The sequence below is a fragment of the Micromonospora fluostatini genome (assembly GCF_050410825.1).
GTDB lineage: Bacteria > Actinomycetota > Actinomycetes > Mycobacteriales > Micromonosporaceae > Micromonospora > Micromonospora rosaria.
This window is the reverse complement of the sequence record NZ_CP191251.1, coordinates 273,448-292,240: the sequence shown is the minus strand read 5'-3', so window position 1 is coordinate 292,240 and position 18,793 is coordinate 273,448. Positions and strand designations below refer to the sequence as shown.

Genomic DNA, 18,793 nt, shown 5'->3' with positions numbered 1-18,793 from the left:
CGACACCGGGTGTGGCGGGCACCGGTCCGCGCCGGAGCCCTCAGTCGACCCGCACGCCCGCAGGCTCATCACCGGACGTGACCATCCGCAGCGCCGTCCGGGTCGGCCCTCGACCCGCTCACCGACCTGGCTCGGAGCAGGGCGGCCAGTGCCAGGAGGACCCCGAGCAGCGCGGCCAGGGCGACCGGACCGGCGGCGTCGAGGCCGGTGACCAGGGCCCGCTGGAGGCGGGCGGCGACGGCCACCACCGGGTCGCCGAGCGCGTCGCGCCGGCCGGCGGCGAGCCGGATCTCGTACCAGCCGTACCAGGCGACGTAGCCGCCGGCGAGGAGCAGCACCGCCCCGCTGAGCCGGGGTACCACCGCGCCGACGCCCCGGATCCGGGCCACCAGGTGACCCCGGAGCACCGCGACGGCGAGCGCGGTCACCGCCACGACCAGGCCCATCCCGATCGCGTACGCGACGAAGAGGGCCAGGCCGCGCAGCGGGGAACCGGCCTGGACGCTGGTCACCACGATCGCCAGGAACGGGGCGATCGCGCAGGTCAGCGAGGCCAGCGCGGAGGCCATGCCGAAGATCACCATGGACGGCCAGGTGCGGGTCAGGCGCGGGGCCCGGGTGAGCCCGGGTGGGGCCGGCAGCCGGCGACCGGCGAGCAACCAGCAGCCCAGCCCGACCAGGAGCAGGCCGAGTCCGACGGTGAACCAGGGCAGCCGGGGCCGCAGCCACCCGGCCAGCGGCGCGAGCGCCAGGCCGACCGCGCCGAAGACCAGGACGTACCCGGTGGTCAGCGCGGCGGCGGCGGTCAGGGCGCGGCCGACCGCGCCGCGCCCGGCGCAGCCGCGCCCCACGCCGCCGCCCGCGCCGGACGGGCCGGCCACCAGCAACGACAGGTACGCCGGCAGCAACGCGAAGCCGCACGGGTTGACCGCGCCGAGCATCCCGGCGGTCAGCGACAGCAGCAGCGGGGCGGTCACGCCGCGCCGCTCAGCCGGCGAGTTGGGCGAGCCGCCGGGTGAACGCCTCCCCGTCGAGGAAGCCCTGGTAGGTCACCCGCCCGTTCCGGTCGATGAGGACGAAGGTGCTCTGCTCGACCACCTCGAACCGCCGCCAGATCGCCCCCTCCCGGTCGTCCAGCGTCGGCACCCGCTCCAGTTCGAACTCGGTGACGAAGTCCCGGATGGCCTGCCGCTCGCCGAGGCCGGCGACGCCGATCACCGGGACCGTGTCGCGGTAGGCGGGTGCCACCTCGGCGACCGTCCACGCCTGACTGGCACAGGTGGCGCACCACGGCGCCCAGAACCAGAGCACCACCGGACGCCCGGCCAGTCCGGCCGCGGAGAACGGCGCACCGTCCAGGGTGCGCCCGGTGAACCGGAGCGTCTCCGGGGCCGGCGCGGCGCTGGCCGGCACCCCGGTGGGGGCCGGCCCGGCGCCGGTGGACTGGGTCACGCCGACCGGCCGGGGCAGCGCCCCACCGTCGGCGCAGGACGCCGTGCCGAGCAGGGCGACGGCCAGCACGACCGCGGTGACGGCTCGCGTGCGCATCCGTGGGCTCCTCTCCGCTACGTGGCCTTGACCAGCCGCAGCGCGAGTTCCGGGCAGACCTTGACCGCCTTCTGGGCGCCCTCCCGCAGCCAGGTCGGCACGGGGGTGGGCGGGAAGGCGGGGTAACCGTTGGCGTCGAGCCGGATGAAGTCCGGTACGACGTGTGCGCAGAGCCCGTGGCCGTCGCAACGGGACCAGTCCAGGGTCAGCTTCTGGGGGTTGCCGTCGGGCGCCCCGGGCAGCCCCATCACGCCCTTGACCCGCCGGCCGCACCCCTCCCCGGTGGTGTGCAGCCGCAGGTCGTCGGCGAAGACCTCCATCGCGGAGAGGGCGAAACGCGCCGTACCGTCGGGGTGGCTGCACGCGCCGCGCCCCTTCACGTCGCCGGCCGCCGCCCGGACGATCTCCACCGGGGCGCTGCCGGAGACGGCGAGGTCGACCGCGCGGGCCAGGTCGGGCAGGCCCATCTTGCACGGCCCGCACTGGCCGGCCGACTCGCCGGCCAGGTAGCGGACCACCTGCGCCGCCTCGCCCAGCGGGCAGGTGTCCGTGCCGAGCGGGACGATGATCCCGGCGCCCAGGGTGCCGCCGACGGCGGCGAGTCCCCTGCGGGACACCTCCGCCATGTCCGCCGCCGCCGACGTGATCCACTTGCCGTGGTAGCCGCCCATCAGGATGCCCGGCCCCTCCGGCACCTCGCACAGGTCGAGGATCTCCCGCAGCGGGGTGCCGGCCGCGCACTCCACCACGGCCTGCCGGGCCGCCGCGCCGGTGACGGTGAGCAGCACCGTGCCCGGTTCGTCGTCGGTGCCGAGCGCGGCGTACTCGTACGGGCCGAGCCGGGCGGCGACGGCGAGCTGGGCGTACGTCTCGGCGTTGGAGAGCAGGGTGGGCAGCCCGTTCACGCCCGAGTCGCTGGAGCGCTTCTTGGTGCCGGGCGGGATGTGCGGCAGCCCGTTGATCCCGTTGACCAGGGCACCGCCCTCGCCGGAGATGAACCGGTGCGGCACGGTGACGATGCTGGTGTCGACCGGCATCGGGCGCTCCTCCAGCGCCAGGGTCAGCGACTCCCGGCCGATGTCGTCGTCGGCCACCCCGATGACGATCTCCTCGGCGTCCACCGCGTACGCGGCCAGCGCCGCGCCGTCGAGGACCAGGTGCGGGGCCCGGGTGAGCAGCACCTTGTCCTTCCAGCTCGCCGGCTCCCCCTCGGTGGCGTTGACCACCACCACGGGCGAGAGGTCCTGCCGTTCGCAGGACTCCAGCACGGCCCGCAGCTTCCTCGCGAACGGGAATCCCGCCCCGCCCTTGCCCTTGAGCTGGATGGCCTCGGCCAGGCCCAGCAGGTTCGCCGGCTCCATCGGGCCGATCGGGCCGTGCACCTGCTCGTGGGCGTACAGGTCGAGCCGGCCGAACTCGGCGAACCCGGCGGTCAGCCGGGGCTCCCCGACGCATGCCACCGGGGGCACCGTGGTCCGCATCGTCACTTCGCCTCACCCCGCAGCCCGGCCCAGTACGCGCCGTCCACCGCGTCGGCGGTGGCCCGTCGACGGCCCTTCGACCGGTTGTCGCCGGCGGCCCGGCGGGCCCGCCGGGAGGCGAGGTCGACCAGGGTCGGGGTGTCGTCGACCGGCAGGTCGTCGGCGACGTACCGGCCCGGCGGACGCCAGTAGTCGGGGACCTCGTCCGGCACCTCGTCCTCGGCGCTGTGCCGGCCACCGCCGCTGCGCGGCGCGAGAGAGCCACCGCCGCTGCGCGGCGCGACGGAGATCGGCTCGCGGGGGCCGGCGGAGACCGGGTCGACGGGCGCGGCGGAGACGGGGTCGGCCGACTCCCAGCGGCGGGGGCTGTCCCACGGCTCCTCGGGTCCGTCGGCGGTGGCCGGCGGGGCGGAGTAGCGCGACCGGGCCTCCACGCGGGACCGGGACCGCCGGGAGGTCACCTCGACCCCGGCGTCGTCCCGGCGTCGCCGGGTGGGCCGTTCGTCGTCGCGCCGGGCCGCCGGGACGAGGTCGTCCTCGTCCCGCCGCCGACGTGCCGGCTCCTCGTCGCGCCGCCGGCCGGCGCGGACGGGTTCGCGCAGGGTGCCGGGCTCGGGGACCACCGGTACCGTGAACCGGTCCGGATCGCCGCGTCGCGCGCCGGGCGCGGTGGCCCAGCCGCCGGTGGTGGTCTCGGCCCAGCCACCGGCCCGGGTTCCGCGCCCCCGAACCGACCTGCTCAACTCCTTCTCGCCGCCGTCGCCCCCGCGGCCGGTCAGGTTGGCCAGCAGCGACCGGCCGATGCCCTGGTCGACCGGCTTGCCGGCCATCGCCTTGTTCAGCGCGGCGGCCTGGCTCTGCTCGCGGCTGCGCTTGCCGAGGGTCACGGAGAGCCGGACGAAGAGCGCCACCACCACCAACAGCACGCAGACGAGGTAGCTCAGGTTGACCCAGGTGGCCGCCGGGCGGCCGGCGTTGAGCCCGTGGATCAGCGCGAACGGCCAGGACACGTACGCCGTCGAGTGCAGTGCGCGCCAGAGCCACTTCGGACCGGCACCGGCGAACCGGGCCCGGATGAGGCCGGTCCAGAGCACGCTGACCATCATGAAGGAGGCCACCGTGCCGAGCCCGACGTAGAGGCCCCGACCGCCGACGAACGGGACGAGGAGGTCGGTCGGCCCGGCCCGACCGATGGCGATCTTGGTGATGACGTGGAACACCAGACCCGCCACGCCGATGATGCCGGTGGCCCGGTGCGCGGACTGCATCAGCACCCGGTGCGGGATCTGCAACACCAGCCGGTCGGTGGCGAGCAGCCCCATCATCACGGTGAGGCTCAACGCGACCAGGGCCACCACCCCGGCGAAGTAGTCGGTGAAGAAGAAGGAGTACGCGTACACCGCCTGCCCGAGGCTGGTGAGCATCGTGACGGCCCAGAGGAGGGCCAGCGCCGAGCCGATCAGCAGCACGATCGTCATCGGCGAGCGCGTCCTCCCCCCTCGGCTGCTGCTCATGGTGCGGACGCTCGTGGCCTTCTGCTTCTGCTTTGCCCGGGCCATCGCTCCCCGATCGTCTAACGGCGGCGCACCGCCGGCCGACCCTGCTCCCCCATCGAGTACGGCCGGACGGCACGAGCGGATCACCCCGGCCCCGGAATTTTTCCGCCGGTCCGTCGAACCGGTACGGCCCGAAACTCGTGTACCTCCGCCGCCCCGGCGAATTGTGTGGTTTAAGTAGATTCATGAGGTACCTGGGATTCCGTGGACCGGGGCGGCTCGGCACCGTGCTGGCGGTACCGGCGCTCGTGGTGGCCGCCCTGCTCGCCGGGCTGGCCCTGACCCGGGGGACGGCGCCGCCGGCCAGCGCCCCACCCACGACCGCCCCGTCCACCCGGTCACCGTCCGCGCCGTCCCCGTCGGGCGACGCCGTCGAGGCCGTACCGGAGGCGGCGTCCGCCCCCGACGACCTGCCGGTGGTGGACTACGACCCGGCCCCCGCCGGGTTCCCGGCCGACCCCGGCACGATGGACGTCGACCCGCTCACCGAGGGGCTGCGCCCGACCCGCCGGATCGCCGCGTACGACGCCCCCGGCGGGCGACCGCTCGCCTTCCTCGACCCGACCATCCGGGGCGTCGAGCTGACCCTGCCGGTCGCGCAGCGCCGGACCGGCTGGGTGGCGGTGCTGCTGCCCTCGGCGAACCGCCGGCTCGCCTGGCTGCCGGCGGGCGGCTGGACCACCACCGACCTGCGCGACCAGATCGTGGTGGAACGGCGGGCGCACCGGCTGACCTGGTACCGCGACGGCGTCGCGCGCCGGTCCTGGCCGGTCAGCCTCGGCCGGCGCGGCCAGGAGACCCCGCTCGGGCGTACCTTCGTCCTCGGCCGGACCACCCCCACCGGGGCGGTGTACGGCGGGGTGGACATCTACGCCCTCGGCTCGATCCCCGACGACCTGGACGCGGTGCCGGCCAGCCTGCGCGGCGCGCACATCGGCATCCACAGTTGGCACCACGACGGCGAACTGGGCCGCAGCACCACCAACGGCTGCGTCCGGCTGACCCGCAGCGCCCAACGCCTGCTCCTGGCCGAGGTGCCACCGGGCAGCCCCGTCGTGGTCGTCGACGCCATCAGGTGACGACGAATCGGGAAGGCTCACCGAGCACAGCAGCCGCTCGATCCAGATCCGCCAGCCGAGCCGCCATGGTCGCTGTGGCCAGCCGATTCGGCAGAGCGGCGGTGAACTTCAGAGCGGTGAGCGCCTTCTCGTCGACCGCCGGCAGGCACAGCCGCTGCGCGGCGTCCGCGGTGAGCAACCGCCAGGCCTGCGCCGTGAGGTCCTCCCGTAACCGGATGCTGCAGTCGTCGAACCTCTCGATCGGATCCACGACCTCGCCGAGGGTCGCCGTCAGGGTGGCGTTCGCGCGGAAGCCGGCCCAGGTCCACCACCGCAGGTCACCGTCTCGGTCCCGCACGATCACCGTGCCTCCTGGGTGCACCAGGTGGGCCTTCTCGGCTCGTACCTCGGCCAGCCGGCCGGCCGCGCGGCGGGTCACCCGTACCGGTGGATCGGCGTCCAGCAGCACCTCCCGCACGGCACGGTTGAACTCGAAGCCCAGGTACGCCCAGCCAGCGCCCCGCCATCTGGCGCGGCCCCCCGCGTCGGCCGGCTCCACGAAGCATCGCCGGCGACGCCAGTCGATGTAGGTGACCCGCCAGCTACGGCCGCCCAACAGCAGGCGACGGTCCCCCCGCACCTCCTCGGTGAGCAGGCTCGGGTCGATCCGACCCAGCTCGTCCCGACCGGTGAGCACGGTGAACTCCGGCGGACCGGTGAAGACCGCCGTCAGCTCCATGAAGTGCCGCCGACCGAACCGTTGCTCGGCCGCTGGACCGATGAACAGCATGCCGCCGTCCCGCTCGAGGTAGCCCTGTTCGACGAGGTGCCGGACGATCGGCTCCGCGCTCTCGCCGAAGGGACCCAGCCCGTTCCAGGCCTGCGTCCAGAGCCGGTCGCCGATCCGGTGCTCCTGCAGGCAGAGCGCGAGCATCTGTTGGGCGACGATGTGTCGCGGTTCAGGCGGTGCGTTCACCGGTTCCACCCAGCCCCGCGACCAGAGCAGCAGCAACGCCGCCGCCTCGGCCAGGGCGTCGCCGCTGAGGGTCAGGAACAGGCAGTTGCGGGTGGTCCCGGTACGCCGGCCGGTGCGGCCGAGGCGTTGCAGGAACGAGGCAACCGTGGCCGGGGCATCGATCTGGATCACCCGGTCCAGATCGCCGACGTCGATGCCCAGCTCGAGGGTGCTGGTCGAGACGATGACACAGTCTCGGGCCTCGGTGAACGCCCGTTCGGCCCGGCGACGCTCGTCGGTGGAGAGGGACGCGTGGGAGAGGAAGGTGGTAACACCCTTCTCCCGGAGCAGCTCACCGAGTTTCTCGACGGTCTCCCGGGACTCGCAGAACACGAGACGCTTCTCTCCGCGATGCAGGCCGGCGATCACCGTCGCGGCGTTGACGAGGGAGCCCACGTAGTCCAGCTCGATGTCGCCCGGAGGCGGGCCGCTGGGTGTCTCGACGGTCTCGGGGGCGACCACCTCGGCCGGGCGCTGGCCGGCTCCCGAGCCCTGCAGCCAGCTCAGCAGCTGCGCGGGGTTACCGACCGTGGCGGACAGGCCGATCCGCTGCAGCGGTCGGCCCGCCACCCGGCTCAGCCGCTCCAGCACGGCGAGCAGATGCCATCCTCGGTCGTCACCGGCGAAGGCGTGCACCTCGTCGACGACGACCGCGTGCAGCCCGGCGAAGAACGACCGGTGGTCCACCCTGGCGCTCACCAGCATGGACTCGACCGACTCCGGGGTGGTGAGCAGAATGTCCGGCCGCTCGTGGAGGATGGCCCGGCGGCGCGACGTGCTGACGTCGCCGTGCCAGGTCCCGGCCCGACGTCCCAGCCAGTCCGCGTACCGCTCGATCCGTGGTTGCAGATTGTTGAGCAGTGCCTTGAGTGGGGCGAGGTACAGCACCGACGTGCCCGTCCACTGCTGCTCCCGCATCCGGGTGAGCAGCGGGAAGAGGACGGCCTCGGTCTTTCCGCCGGCGGTGGGCGCGAGGAGCAGGGCATCCGCGCCGGCCCGGACCGGGGTGACGGCGGCCCGCTGCATCGGGCGCAGGTCACGCCAGCCGAGGGTGTTCACCACGTGGTGCAGGACGACCGGGTCGAGGTCCGGCGGCATGTCAGATCGGCAGTTCGATGTCGTCGGCCGAGGCGGCGGCGTTGCGTTCGATCTCGGTCAACTCGTCGGCGCGCAGGGTGAGGTGGTACTGCCGGCGGGGGTCCCAGTCGGCGAACTGGTCGACCCGGTCGAACACCTCCGCGACCAGTTTCTTGAGGTAGACGCGGGGGGCCACACCGACCTGCCCGCCGAGTGCCCCGGTGACGGCTCGGGCCAGGGTCGCGAGGTAGTCGTCGTCCACCCGGGAGTCGACCGCCGGGCTGGCGTAGATCTCCCGGACCCGGGTACCGAGTTCGACGAGGGCGTCGGTCGTGAATCCGGGCAGGCGTAGCTGGGTGGCACGGGGATTGTCCCAGCGCGGTTCCTGGTCGAAGGCCGTGGCGAGGCGCTGGGCGAGTGGCGCGAGGCGCTGGATCCCCTGCGGTCCGTCGTAGAACGCGGGAGTTCCGGTGATCAGCACCATCAGGCCCGGGAACCGGTCCAGGTGCACCTCGTCGATGAGCTGCCGTAACGAGTTCAGCGCCTTGTCCCGCACATCGGTACGGACCCGTTGCAACGTCTCCACCTCGTCGAGCACCAGCAGCAACCCGTGGTGTCCGCTGTCGCGCAGAACGGTCAGCAGGCCCCGCAGGAAGCTCAGGGCCCCGTAGTGGTCGAGGTCCCCCTTCACCCCCGCCGCCCTGCGTACCTGGCCCGCCACGTGCGGCTGGCCCCCCAGCCAGGCGGCGATGCCCTCGGCGGTGCGGTGGTCTCCGGTCGCCGTGGCCGACCGGTATCCGCGCAGGGCTGACGCGAAGCCGGGGGTACTGCGGGAGATGTCCCCCAACCGGCGTTCCAGCAGCTCGTTGACCGCCCGTTCGAGCGCCTCGGCATCGTTCTCGGCGACCGTCCCGCCGGCCAGGACGTCCTCCTCCAACGCGAAGATCCAGCCGTCCAGCACGGGCCGGAACGCGCTCGGCGCGAACTGCTCGGTGCTGAGGTGCTCGACCAACCGCCGGTAGACGGTCTCCATCCGGTGCAGGGGCGTCTCCAACTCGGAGATCTGCACTTCGGCGGTGGCGAAGCCGCGTCGTTTGGCCCGTTCGGCCAGCCACCGGGTGAAGAAGGTCTTCCCGGCGCCGTACTCCCCACGTACCGCCTTGAAGACGCTGCCGCCGCCGGCGACCCGGTCGAGGTCGTCGTCGAGGGCGGCACTGAAGCGGCCCAGTCCGACCGCGAGGGCGTCGAGCCCGTTGCTCGGTACGACTCCCCGTCGCAGGGCGTCGATGATGTCCCGGCGGCGGCGCGCGGAGATGTCCACGGTCACCGTGGTTCCAGCTCGAACTGCTCGATCAGCAGCCCTTCGTCGAGATGCAGGGTCCGGCCGTCGGGGTCGAGCCTGATCACCGCGTACCCGTCGACCTGGAGCAGGCGGCGCAGCGCGGTGACGGCGCCGGTGATGCGGTGCGCGGGGATGCCGGCCCGCGCGGCGAGGGTGTCCATCCTCGCCCGCCCGCCACCGGCGATGAGGGTGGTGAGCAACGCGGCGACGCGGTCGTCGGGCAGGGCTGCCCGGGCACCGCGTCGCTGGGCGTACCGGGCACTGGCGAGGAGGGCCGACACCGTGTCCGGGGCGGGGTGCGGCTCCGGGGCGGCGCTGGGCCTCGGGTCAGGGTCGAAGAGTTGCTCGGTCTGCGGTGCCTTCCGCTTGGCGGGCCGACGCGGGGGCTCCACGACGGCGGTGGCGGAGGGCAAGGTCTCGGTCAGCGGCTCCCGCCACCAGTCCGGGCTGGCCACCGGCGCCCCGGCCCAGCCCGGCACCGGCTGCTCGTCCCCGGGTGCCAGCAGGATCAGCGGGATCACCGCTTCGGCGGCTGCGGCACCGCCGTGGTAGCCCGCCTTGCGCGGGCCGTACCGCACCTCCTCCCGCCAGGGCAGGATGACCGAGCCGCCGCCGAGCAGGACCCGGCTCCCGGACACGGCTACCTCGGCGGCGGCCGGTGCACCGCCGGACGGGCGCCACCGGTTCTCGCCGGCGGTGCTGGGCAGCACGGTCGACTCCGGTCCCCGGTCGACGACGTGGCCGTGGTCGGAGACGAGGACGACCACCCGGTCGGTGGTGGTGGCGAGCAGGTCACCGACGGCGGTGATGGTGTCCCTGCCCCAGACGGTGGTCGCCGGGTCGCTGCGGTCGAGGGCGTCGTCGATCGTGTTGACCACGGCGGCGACCACCGGTATGGCCGGATCGTGGAGGGCGGCCAGCACCTCCGGGTCGATGGCCGTACCGGCTCCGGTGCGCAGCGCTGCTTTGTGCAGCAGCCGCCCGGTGGGGAAGCGCTGGGTGAAGGCCTTCTTCTCGGCGTTACGGTCGCCGACGGCGAGCCGGCCGCTGAGCAGGCTGCACCGGCTCGCCTCGGTCACCGTGGGCAGGGCGGCCAGCACCCCGGTCCGGGGGCCGCCGTCGGGGGTGAACTCCACCCAGGTGCCGCTGTGGGTCACCGACTCGGCCAGCTCGGTGGCGGCGGCGACCCCCATCCCGTCGAGCACGAGCAGCAGCACCCGCCGTCCCCGGTCCACGATCGGCTGGACCACCCGGTCGAGCACGTCCTCGACCCGTAGCAGCGCCCCTGGTTCCGACTCCGCCCCGGTGGTGGCTGCGAGGAGGGTGGCGAACTGCTGGTCGTGCCGGGAGCGGCGGGCGCCCACCGCTTGGTGGAGCAGGCGGTACGCCTCGCCGACCTGCTCGTCGGGGTCACCGGCGAAGAGGTCGAGCCGGGCCCGGTCGACCCAGCCGTCCTGCCGGACCTGCCGGTGCAGAGCGTCGAGGAGGGTGGCCGGCGGGGGCCCGTCGGCCGTGTGCAGCCAGCGTAGGAGACGCACGGCCATCCGGGCGGTCTCCAGCCGACGCGGCTCGGCGGCCCGGTGCGCCTCCACCACGTCGAGGGCACGTTGCGCCCGGACCACGGCTGCGGCCGGCACCGGGCCGGCGGCGGGTACGGCGAGCCGTACCGCGTCGGCGAAGGCCCGGAGCCGCTGGAGGAAACCGCTGGGCAGGACGGTGGAGGCCGCCAGCAGGCCGGTGACCTCGACCTCGGCGGCGATCGTCTCGGCTCGGCGCAGCATCCGCATGGCTTCGTCCCGCCCGTTGCTGTCCAGGTCGATCGTCCGGTACACCCATGCTTCGGCGGCCCGGTGCAACGCCTCGGCCTGCTCCCGGGTGGGCCGGTGCCCGCCGAACCACCGCTCCAGCCGGGTACGACCGATGGCAGCTTCCACCTCGGTGGTCCCCCGACCGTCGGGGGCCGGCCAGAGCAGCCCGGCGAGCAGTCCCAGGGGTATCGCGTCGACCCCGTGCCCGGCCCGGACAGCCGCCATGACCGCCACGGCGACGGGGCCGGCGGTCTCGGTGAGGTACGCGGTGACCCCGTCGGCGACCTTCTCCGGAAGGTTGCTGAAGCGCATCTGCCGGTCGGGGCGTGCGCTCCACTGGATCAGGCCGCTGTCGTCGAGTTCGCCCGGCGGCACGTCGAGCAGTTCGGCGGTGAGGCTGCGAAGGGCATGGTCCCGGGTGAGGATCTTGCCCGGCGGGGTCGGCCACCCGTCGGCCGGTACGTGGTCGATGAGCGCACCGGCCACCCCCCAGGAACCCGCCCTGACCAGGGTGGGGTCGAGGGTTGCCACCCGGCCGAACAGTTGCCGGACCAGGTCCCACTGGTTGATGGTGCGCACCCTCTGTCGACTGAGGTGGGCGAGGATCCCGTCCCCCAACTCGCTGTCGTCCAGGTCGGTGAGCAGGACGAGCCGTTCGCCGGCCGACCGGTCGTGCAGGGCGGCCCGCGCCGCCAGCGGGGTGGGGCAGGGCACCACCGTGATCCGGAGGCCGGTGACGGTGAGCGTCAGATCGTCGGGCCACTCCGGGCGGGCCTTCAGCGCGATGACCTCGCCCGGATCGTTCTCGGCCAGCCACGCCTCGACCTTGCGCCGCACCGCGTCCGGCTGCGCCACCCCCACTGCCCCACTCATGAAACCCCCCGTTTCGCGGGGCCCGCCCTGAGAGACCTTGGAACGGAATGGCCCCTATGAGGGCCGGAATCTTCCAAGATCTCCCGCCTGGGGAATGTGGCTGGCACGTCCGCTTCCACGATCTGGCTGTGGTCGCTGGTCACCGCAGCTCCCAACTGATCACGATCTGCCGGCCCGCCTCGATCTCGGCGCTGATCTCGGCGGCGACCTCTCGCCACTGCGCGGCGTCGACGACCGTCCGATGCTGGGCGACGACGGTGGCGGTGCCGGCCCCGGACGTCCCCGGGCCGGCACCAGTGGCAACCGAACCGGCACCGGGCTCGCCCGAGCCCGCGGTATCTCCGTCGGGCACCTGAACCACGCCACCGTCGACCGGGAGACGCCTCCCGGGGACGGCCGCCCCACCCGAGGAGCCCGCACCCGAGGAGTCCGCCCCTGAGGTTCCACCTGGGGTGCCGTGACCCGGCGGGTCGGCCGGCGGATGGGGCGGGGTGGGCGGCGTCGGCCGTTCGGCGGCGAGGAGCGCGGCCGACTCGCCGGCCGCCTGGTGCAGGGCGGGGACCAGGTCCTGGCCGTGCTGTTCGTGTCGGGCCACCTCGCGAAGCCGTTCGAGGATCGCCCGGGCCCGCTCGTCGCGGTCGGCCCGGGCGACGATCCCCTGCAGCAGCGCCCACTGGTGGGTTCCCGCCAGTGCCTTGTTGAGGTCTGCGGCCTGACCGACGATCACGCCGACGGCCTCGTCGTCGAGGTCGCCGAGGTCGGCCTGGGCGACGGTCTCGACCAGCACCACGTCGTCGGTCTCGCCGGCGACGTCGGTGACGAGTCGAGCGGTCCGCCGGGCGCTGGCGAGCCGGCCGGTCGGCTCGTCGAGCTTCAGGCCGAGCACGTCGGCGTGCCGGGTCAGGGCGTCCACCAGGGTGATGGTCGACAGTTTGCGCTCGCGGGCCGCCTCGCGCAGGGTCTTTGCCAGTTCGGGGAGGTTGGCCGGGGTACGCCACGTGGGCAGCACCGTGCCGAAGATCGCCGATCCCCGGCGGACCGCGTCCGCCCATGCCTGCTCGTCGGGCATCGGCGGGTGTCGCAGCTCCAGCTCGTCGCGGACACCGGCCGGGTTGGTCACCTCGATCTTGCCGCCGTGCTGGTACCAGGCGAGCTGCTGGTCGAGCCCGAACAGGAGGATGATGAGGTTCTGCAGGTCACGGTCGAAGCCGAAGGGGGCCGGCTCGTCGATGAGCCGGCGCAGCAGGCGTACCGGGAAGTGCTCGGTGTAGCCCTCGTTGGCGGCGGCCTGGAGGAAGTGCCGCGTCCACCGGGAGGTGGAGGTGGTCAGCACGTACCGGCCGTCGTTCAGTTCACCGAGGCCCAGGTTGTTGCAGATCCGGCGCAGGATGCGCTGGTCGGCGGCGGTGGGCACGCTGATTCCCCGGGCCGGGTCGGCGACCGCCCTGCGGGCGTACTCGAGGACCTTCGTCAGCTCGCTGCGGGTGACGGGCTTCTCGTCGTCGGGCATGGCCGGGCGGCCCGGGTAGGACCAGGCGAGGAGTTCCCCGGTGAGGTTGGTGAAGGCCTCGGCGAGGGTGCCGCCACGGGGGTCGCCGGGGTGCAGTCCCTCGGCGAGGGTGTGGAAGACCCCGATGCTGTCGTCCTGGACGTCCGTGCCGGAGGAGGTGGCCGAGCCGTACGCCTGCATGAGCGCGCTGATCAGGGTGCCCCGGAGCTGGCTCTGGCGTTGTTGGAGGTAGACCCGGCCCTGTTGCCGGTCGGTCAGCGGCCAGTCGGCGGCGAGTGAGTTGAGCCGGTCACCGGTGCCGTTGCCGAGCAGATAATTGATCTTGGAAAGCTGGCCGACCTTCGTCATCAGGTCGTCGGTGAGATAGAAGGGCAGCCAGAAGAGGGTCCGGGAGCCGCGTTCCAGGCTCTCGATCCGGGCCCGGTCGGCGCTGCGCTCGAACCCCTCCGGGTCGAACGGATAGTCGATGATCACCCGCCAGGTATCCCCGGTGGCGATCAGCGCGTCGGCCGGCATGGTGTCGGCGTCGCGGACGTTGCCGAACTTGACCTGGACGGTGTGCGCGCGTCCCCGCCAGGGCCGGGAGTAGAGCAGCTCGCCGAGCTGCCCCTCGCCGCCGACGATCCCCATCTCGGCGGTGACCAGTTCCCGGATGAGCTGCTGGCGCACCCCGGTGGTGGTGGTCTCCCGATCGGGCACCAGGTCGAGCAACTTGTCGTAGTCGACGGTGTGCAGGGTGAGGCTGATCACCGGGTCGGGGGTCTTGGTCAGGTGCAGTTCACCGGCGGCGTCGGCGACCCGACCGAGCCGGTTGAGCACGATGGTGCGCTCGTATCCGGGGATCGGGGCGGTGATCGAGCCGAAGTTCAGCGCGTGCAGCTTGGTGGCGGTGAGGTTGTGCAGCGCCGGCACCTCGGGGACCAGGGCACCGAGCAGCACCGTCTTGATCAGCTTGTCGTCGAGCTCGAACTGCTGGTGCCCGGTCGCCTGTTCCTCGGTGATGCCGTTGAGGTTGAGCAGGATCGGGCGCAGCTTCTGGGTGTAGAGGGTCCGGGCGGACTGGAAGAGCTGCTTGAGCTTGGGCCGGTCCGGCAGCTCGCCGCGCAGCACCAGCGGTTCGAAGAGCGCGGCCACCCCGATCAGGTCGTTGACCCGCAGGGTGTCCCGACGCTGCACGAGCAGCTCGGTCATCACTTTCAGCGCGGTCCGTTCCCGCTGCAACGCCTGGGAGAGCGCGACCAGGGTGGCGACCAGGGCCGGGGAGAAGGGGTAGAGCTTGCGGAAGGCGGCGGCGTCGGAGCCGATTCCGGCGTCACCGTACTGCGCGCCGAGCAGCAGGGTGTCCCACACCTCCCGGTTGCCCCGCACCGCCGCGAAGGCGTTGTCGATGATCGCCTTGCCCGTCTCCGTGGCCGGCTTGAGCAGCCGCCCCTCGGCGATCTCGGGCAGGTTGGTGTCGGCGAGGACGATCTCGCCGAAGCGGCCCTGCAGGCTGCGCATCAGGTGCGCCAGGGCCTCCCGCTCGGTGCCGCCGACCTGGGGGCCGAGGAAGTCCTCCAGGTTGCGCTGCCGGGCCACGAAGGAGATCAGCGGCAGCGGACGGGTGGCGTCGGCGGACTCGACGAGCTTGTTGAGCTTCGCGCCCTCGGTGTTGACGAAGGTGTGGTCGCTGATCCGGGTGGAGAGCCAGAGGATCAGCTCGTCGAGGAAGAGCACCAACCCGTCGTACCCGAGGGACGTGGCGTGCCGGGTGATCACGGCGAGGCCGGTGTCCAGGTCGAGGTACTCTCCGCTGCGCACCGCCCCGGTGAAGAAGCTGCTGGTCAGCGAGGTGACCAGCAGGTCCCGTTCGGCCGTGCCGGGCGGGTCCGCCGCGGCTGCGGCGTAGCGCTGCGGGGTCCAGCCGGCGGCCCGGGCCCGCGCGGCGGCGAGCCCCCCGCCGGCCGCCGCGCCGCCCCCGTCGTGCAGCGCGGCGAAGAACGCCTCGTCCCCCATCCGGGCCCGCAGCCGGGCCGCGTCGTCGAGGAGCGCGTCGGAGCGGTGCACGGCGGGCCGGGGCGCCTCCGGGTGCAGCACGGTGACCTGGTTGAGGTAGCCCTCCAGGATCGCCTGCTCCACCGACCGGGCGTCGAGCATGTGGAAGGTGAGGGTGAGCAGCCTGCGGTCCCGCAGCCAGGGATCGGCGGCGAGGACCGGCTCGGCCAGGCCCCGGATCTGGCGGGCGTGCGGGTTGTGCTGGAGGATCTCCCGCAGCACCGCCATGAAGTGTGACTTGCCGGAGCCGAACGAGCCGTGCAGGAAGACCGCCTGGGAGCGCCCGGTGGTCACGGCGTGACCGATGCTGCCGAGCGCGGCGGCGAAGCTCTCCCGGAGCTGGTCGGTGACGACATAGCGACGCAGGTCGGCGCCCTCGGCGGCCTTGACCACGAAGTCGCCGTCCCCGACCGAGGTCGGAATGTCGATCACGTCGCGCAGCAGGGTCATACCGCTCCTCAACTCAGCCGCTTCCCGGGCCGCCGGAGGTCGACCGGCGACCCGCCGCATCTTAGTGCCTACCTGGCGTGGACAGCGGGGCGACGAGCAGGCGTCAGTCGAGCCGGAGGGTGCTCACCGCGGTCGTCAGGGGCACCGGCGGGGTCAACGCCCGTGGCCCGGTCGACCCGGCCAGCCAGAACTGGCAGCCCTTCCGTTCGAGGCGGGCGGCGACGACCAGTCCGGCGTGCCGGCGGGCCAGCCGGCGCAGTGCCGCTGTCGGGTCTCCGACGTCCACCGGCCCGAGGGTCGTGGGAGCCGGCAACGGGCGGTTGGGGGCGGCCGGCACCGACTCCCGCAGCGCCGTACCGAGGTGGGCGAGGCGGTCCGCGACGGCTGCCTCCAGGCTTGGCCACCAGGGTGGGCTCAGGTCGGGCGGGACCACCGGGGCGGTCACGTCGACCCGCCAGCGCCTCCCGTGCAGCCGGTTCGGGTCGGCGTCGTCGAGCCGGTGGTCGCAGGCGACGACCGTGACGGCGAGGTCGAGCCCGGTCCCGGCCCGGATCAGGTCGGTCACCGGTGGGGCCGCCGGTGGCTGGGCCAGCACCACGAGCCGGGCCCCGGGCAACCCCCGGGCGGCCTGTTCGACGTGGCGGACCGCCGGGTCCTCTTCCGGCCCGACGCCGCTGACCGTGCCGTCGAGCAGGCTCTGGCTGAGGGGGTGCCCGTCGTCGAGCCGGGTCAGGTGCTCCGCCGCCACCCCGAAGGCGGCGGCGAGGCCGCCGACCCGACGGTCCTCGCCCACTTGGAGGACCGGGGTGCCGTCGGGGTTGGTGCCGACGTGGGTCACCGGCTCACCGGCGGCGGGCCGCCACAGCCGGTGGGCGGCGCGGGTCAGGTCGGTGACGGTCACCGTCAGCGCCGAGGGGAGGCGGCGGCTGTCCCCGCAGGTGGCGCAGTTCCCCCAGCCGGGGGCCATCCCCGCCCCGGAGCAGCGCGGACAGTCCCGGTCCGGGTCGGCGTCCCCGCGCCGACAGGGGCACCGACGCAGCCGGCTGTCGGGCCGGCAGTCCGGGCACTGCCGGTGCCGGACCGGGGCACCCCACCAGGCCGGTTCCGGCGGCTCGGTGGCCCGCAGCAGGCGGGGCGTGACGAACCGGACGATCTGCCCGGTGTCCCACTCGTGCAGCTCCTCGACCGGGGTGCCCGCGCGCAACGGGGTGTGCCACCACCGGCCGTTGCGCCAGATCGCCTGCGCACCCGGCCCACCAGCGAGGTCCACCCGGATCCACCGGTCCAGCTCGGCCAGGTCGACGACCTCGGGTGCGGGCAGCACCCCCAGCGAGGAGCGGACCGTGTACGCCGGGGCGGTCAGCCCGGCCTCGGCGAGCCGGGCCGTCGCCGTGCCGACGGTGCTGGCGCGGACGGCGGCGGCCAGGTCCGTCCCGTACTGGCCGGGGTCGACCGGCACCACCCCGCCGGGCATCTCGAACCGGACGTCCCAGCCGACCTGGCCGTGCTGCTCCCGGGCCTCGACCACCAGGTCGAGGTGGAGCAGGTTCGCCACCCGGCAGAGCCAGCCCAGGTGCCGGCCGGGTTCCGGCGCACCTGCCGCCGGGGTGCTGCGGCCGAGGAGCACCCGCCACGGCGAGTGGTCGCCCCGGACCAACGCCGTGGCCTCGATCCGTTTCCGCTGCTCGTCCGGCAGGTCCGGCCGCCAGTCACGGGGCAGCCACACCAGCGGGCCGTCCGGCTCCGCGCCGGCCACCGAGGCCGGGTGGAGGTCGAGGGCACCGACCCGGGCGGCGAGCCGGTCCACGACCGGGCGCATCGGCATCGTCCAGGCACCGTCGGGGTCGCACCGCGCGGTGATCCGGCCGGGTCGGATCCGCTCGGAGGCGGCGGCCCCGGTGTCCACGTTCACCACCGACACCACCAGTTCCGCCCGGCGTGTCCCGGTCCGCCCGCACCAGACGCACGGCCGCACCACGCTGCCGTCGCCCCGGCACAGCCGGCAGTCCCGGTAGGGCTCGCCCCGGTAGGCCGCCCCGTCCACGACGAGCTGGTCTCCGCCGCCGACGCACTCGCACCGCGTGATCGTGTAGCTCAGCCCGGAACAGTCCGGGCAGGTCACCGTGGGCGCGCCGGTCACCGCAGCACCATCCGGCCCGCGCAGTCACCGTCGTGGTCGGCCCGGAGCTGGCACCGCCGGCCGCCGGGCAGCAACCGGTCACAGAAGACCCGATGGCGTACGCCCTGGCCGTCCTCGGCCGAGACGGTCAGCTCCCCCGGGTCGACCTGCGGCAGGATCCGGGCCCACCGGGCGATCACCCGGGCGATCCGCTGCGCGGCGGCCAGGTCCGGCGCACCCACCGGCAGGTGGATGACCCACCGCCCGCTCATCCCTGCCACCGCCCCTCGCTGCGGGCCTGGAACTGCTCGGACTGCCACCGCCGCAGGGCGGCCCTGACCCGGTCGGCCTCCTCCCGGCTGCGGGCCAGGGCGTCGTACGCGGCGGACAGCTCCCCGGCGATCCGGTCGAGGAACGCGTACACCTCGGCCGGGTCGAGCCCACGCCGCCCCACCGAGGTCGAGCCGAACCGCCGCTGCCGCACCTGGCCGGGCGACAACGGCCGGTACGCCGCCGATCGGTAGCAGGTGGGCTGCTGCCGAACCGGCAGTTGGCGACGCCTGAGTTGAAGAAGAAAGGGCATGACCGGACCCGCCTCTCACCGTCGGTACTGACCTGTCGGGAGGGATGGGTCCGTCGGCCCGCCGCGAACCGACGGCCCCACCCCGGCACCTACCACCGCAGCCACGACCAGCAGTACGACAGCAGGGCTCCACACGGCTCTGACCTGCGCATATCCACAGTGGCCGCGAACGCAGTCAAGCATCAGCGACCCTTAAATGCAACGTCTAACAATCGCCACTCTCTCGGAGATTCGCATCGCTATAGAACTCAGCGTGACGTGTCTATTGATTCTGATACACGAAGTGGTTTTAATTAGACGAGACACGTCCACCATGGTCGAAACAACGGAGGCAGGCGG

12 protein-coding genes are annotated in these 18,793 nt (G+C 73.6%); 1 reads left to right on the top strand and 11 read right to left on the bottom strand.

Translation table 11 applies throughout. From position 1 onward, the window contains the following. Positions 1 to 68: 68 nt before the first annotated feature. Genes ACQUFX_RS01335 through ACQUFX_RS01320 form a run of 4 tightly spaced genes read right to left on the bottom strand, consistent with a single transcriptional unit; the run spans position 69 to position 4,507 of the window. Entirely contained in the window at positions 69 to 977 is a 909-nt protein-coding gene (locus ACQUFX_RS01335; protein ID WP_428964218.1) for a cytochrome c biogenesis CcdA family protein, read from the bottom strand. Positions 978 to 987: 10 nt separating this feature from the next. Continuing rightward, entirely contained in the window at positions 988 to 1,548 is a 561-nt protein-coding gene (locus ACQUFX_RS01330) for a TlpA family protein disulfide reductase (protein WP_428964216.1), read from the bottom strand. Positions 1,549 to 1,565: 17 nt separating this feature from the next. Beyond that, positions 1,566 to 3,029, bottom strand: coding sequence for an NADH-ubiquinone oxidoreductase-F iron-sulfur binding region domain-containing protein (locus ACQUFX_RS01325; RefSeq protein WP_428966821.1), 1,464 nt, complete (start codon positions 3,027 to 3,029; stop codon positions 1,566 to 1,568). Between the two features lie 2 nt (positions 3,030 to 3,031). Continuing rightward, positions 3,032 to 4,507, bottom strand: coding sequence for a ferric reductase-like transmembrane domain-containing protein (locus ACQUFX_RS01320; RefSeq protein ID WP_428964215.1), 1,476 nt, complete (start codon positions 4,505 to 4,507; stop codon positions 3,032 to 3,034). Positions 4,508 to 4,770: 263 nt separating this feature from the next. Here ACQUFX_RS01320 and ACQUFX_RS01315 point away from each other — a divergent pair, with 263 nt between their 5' ends. Then, the gene (locus tag ACQUFX_RS01315) at positions 4,771 to 5,664 is read left to right on the top strand and encodes a L,D-transpeptidase (RefSeq protein ID WP_428964214.1); all 894 of its coding nucleotides are present in this window, start codon (positions 4,771 to 4,773) and stop codon (positions 5,662 to 5,664) included. On the opposite strand, the gene ACQUFX_RS01310 is transcribed toward ACQUFX_RS01315, so the two are convergent. From ACQUFX_RS01310 to ACQUFX_RS01280, 7 genes are all read right to left on the bottom strand, one after another. Further along, positions 5,657 to 7,756 carry a DEAD/DEAH box helicase gene (locus tag ACQUFX_RS01310; protein WP_428964212.1) on the bottom strand — a complete coding sequence of 700 codons (2,100 nt, stop codon included), beginning with the start codon at positions 7,754 to 7,756 and terminating at the stop codon, positions 5,657 to 5,659. The genes ACQUFX_RS01315 and ACQUFX_RS01310 overlap by 8 nt on opposite strands. A gap of 1 nt (position 7,757) precedes the next feature. Further along, positions 7,758 to 9,062 carry a BREX system ATP-binding protein BrxD gene (gene brxD, locus ACQUFX_RS01305; protein ID WP_428964211.1) on the bottom strand — a complete coding sequence of 435 codons (1,305 nt, stop codon included), beginning with the start codon at positions 9,060 to 9,062 and terminating at the stop codon, positions 7,758 to 7,760. Next, complete coding sequence (pglZ, locus tag ACQUFX_RS01300) at positions 9,059 to 11,758, bottom strand: BREX-2 system phosphatase PglZ (RefSeq protein WP_428964209.1); 2,700 nt, start codon at positions 11,756 to 11,758, stop codon at positions 9,059 to 9,061. The genes brxD and pglZ overlap by 4 nt, the downstream gene beginning before the upstream one ends. 139 nt (positions 11,759 to 11,897) lie before the next feature. Further along, positions 11,898 to 15,752, bottom strand: coding sequence for a phage resistance protein (locus ACQUFX_RS01295; RefSeq protein ID WP_428964208.1), 3,855 nt, complete (start codon positions 15,750 to 15,752; stop codon positions 11,898 to 11,900). A gap of 103 nt (positions 15,753 to 15,855) precedes the next feature. Continuing rightward, a complete protein-coding gene (locus ACQUFX_RS01290; protein ID WP_428964207.1) occupies positions 15,856 to 17,892 on the bottom strand; it encodes a hypothetical protein in 2,037 nt (678 codons plus the stop codon). Continuing rightward, positions 17,889 to 18,143: a hypothetical protein gene (locus ACQUFX_RS01285; protein WP_428964206.1), complete on the bottom strand. Its 255-nt coding sequence runs from the start codon at positions 18,141 to 18,143 to the stop codon at positions 17,889 to 17,891. Before ACQUFX_RS01285 ends, ACQUFX_RS01290 begins: the two co-directional genes overlap by 4 nt. Then, complete coding sequence (locus tag ACQUFX_RS01280; protein ID WP_428964204.1) at positions 18,140 to 18,454, bottom strand: DivIVA domain-containing protein; 315 nt, start codon at positions 18,452 to 18,454, stop codon at positions 18,140 to 18,142. Before ACQUFX_RS01280 ends, ACQUFX_RS01285 begins: the two co-directional genes overlap by 4 nt. Positions 18,455 to 18,793 lie beyond the last annotated feature (339 nt).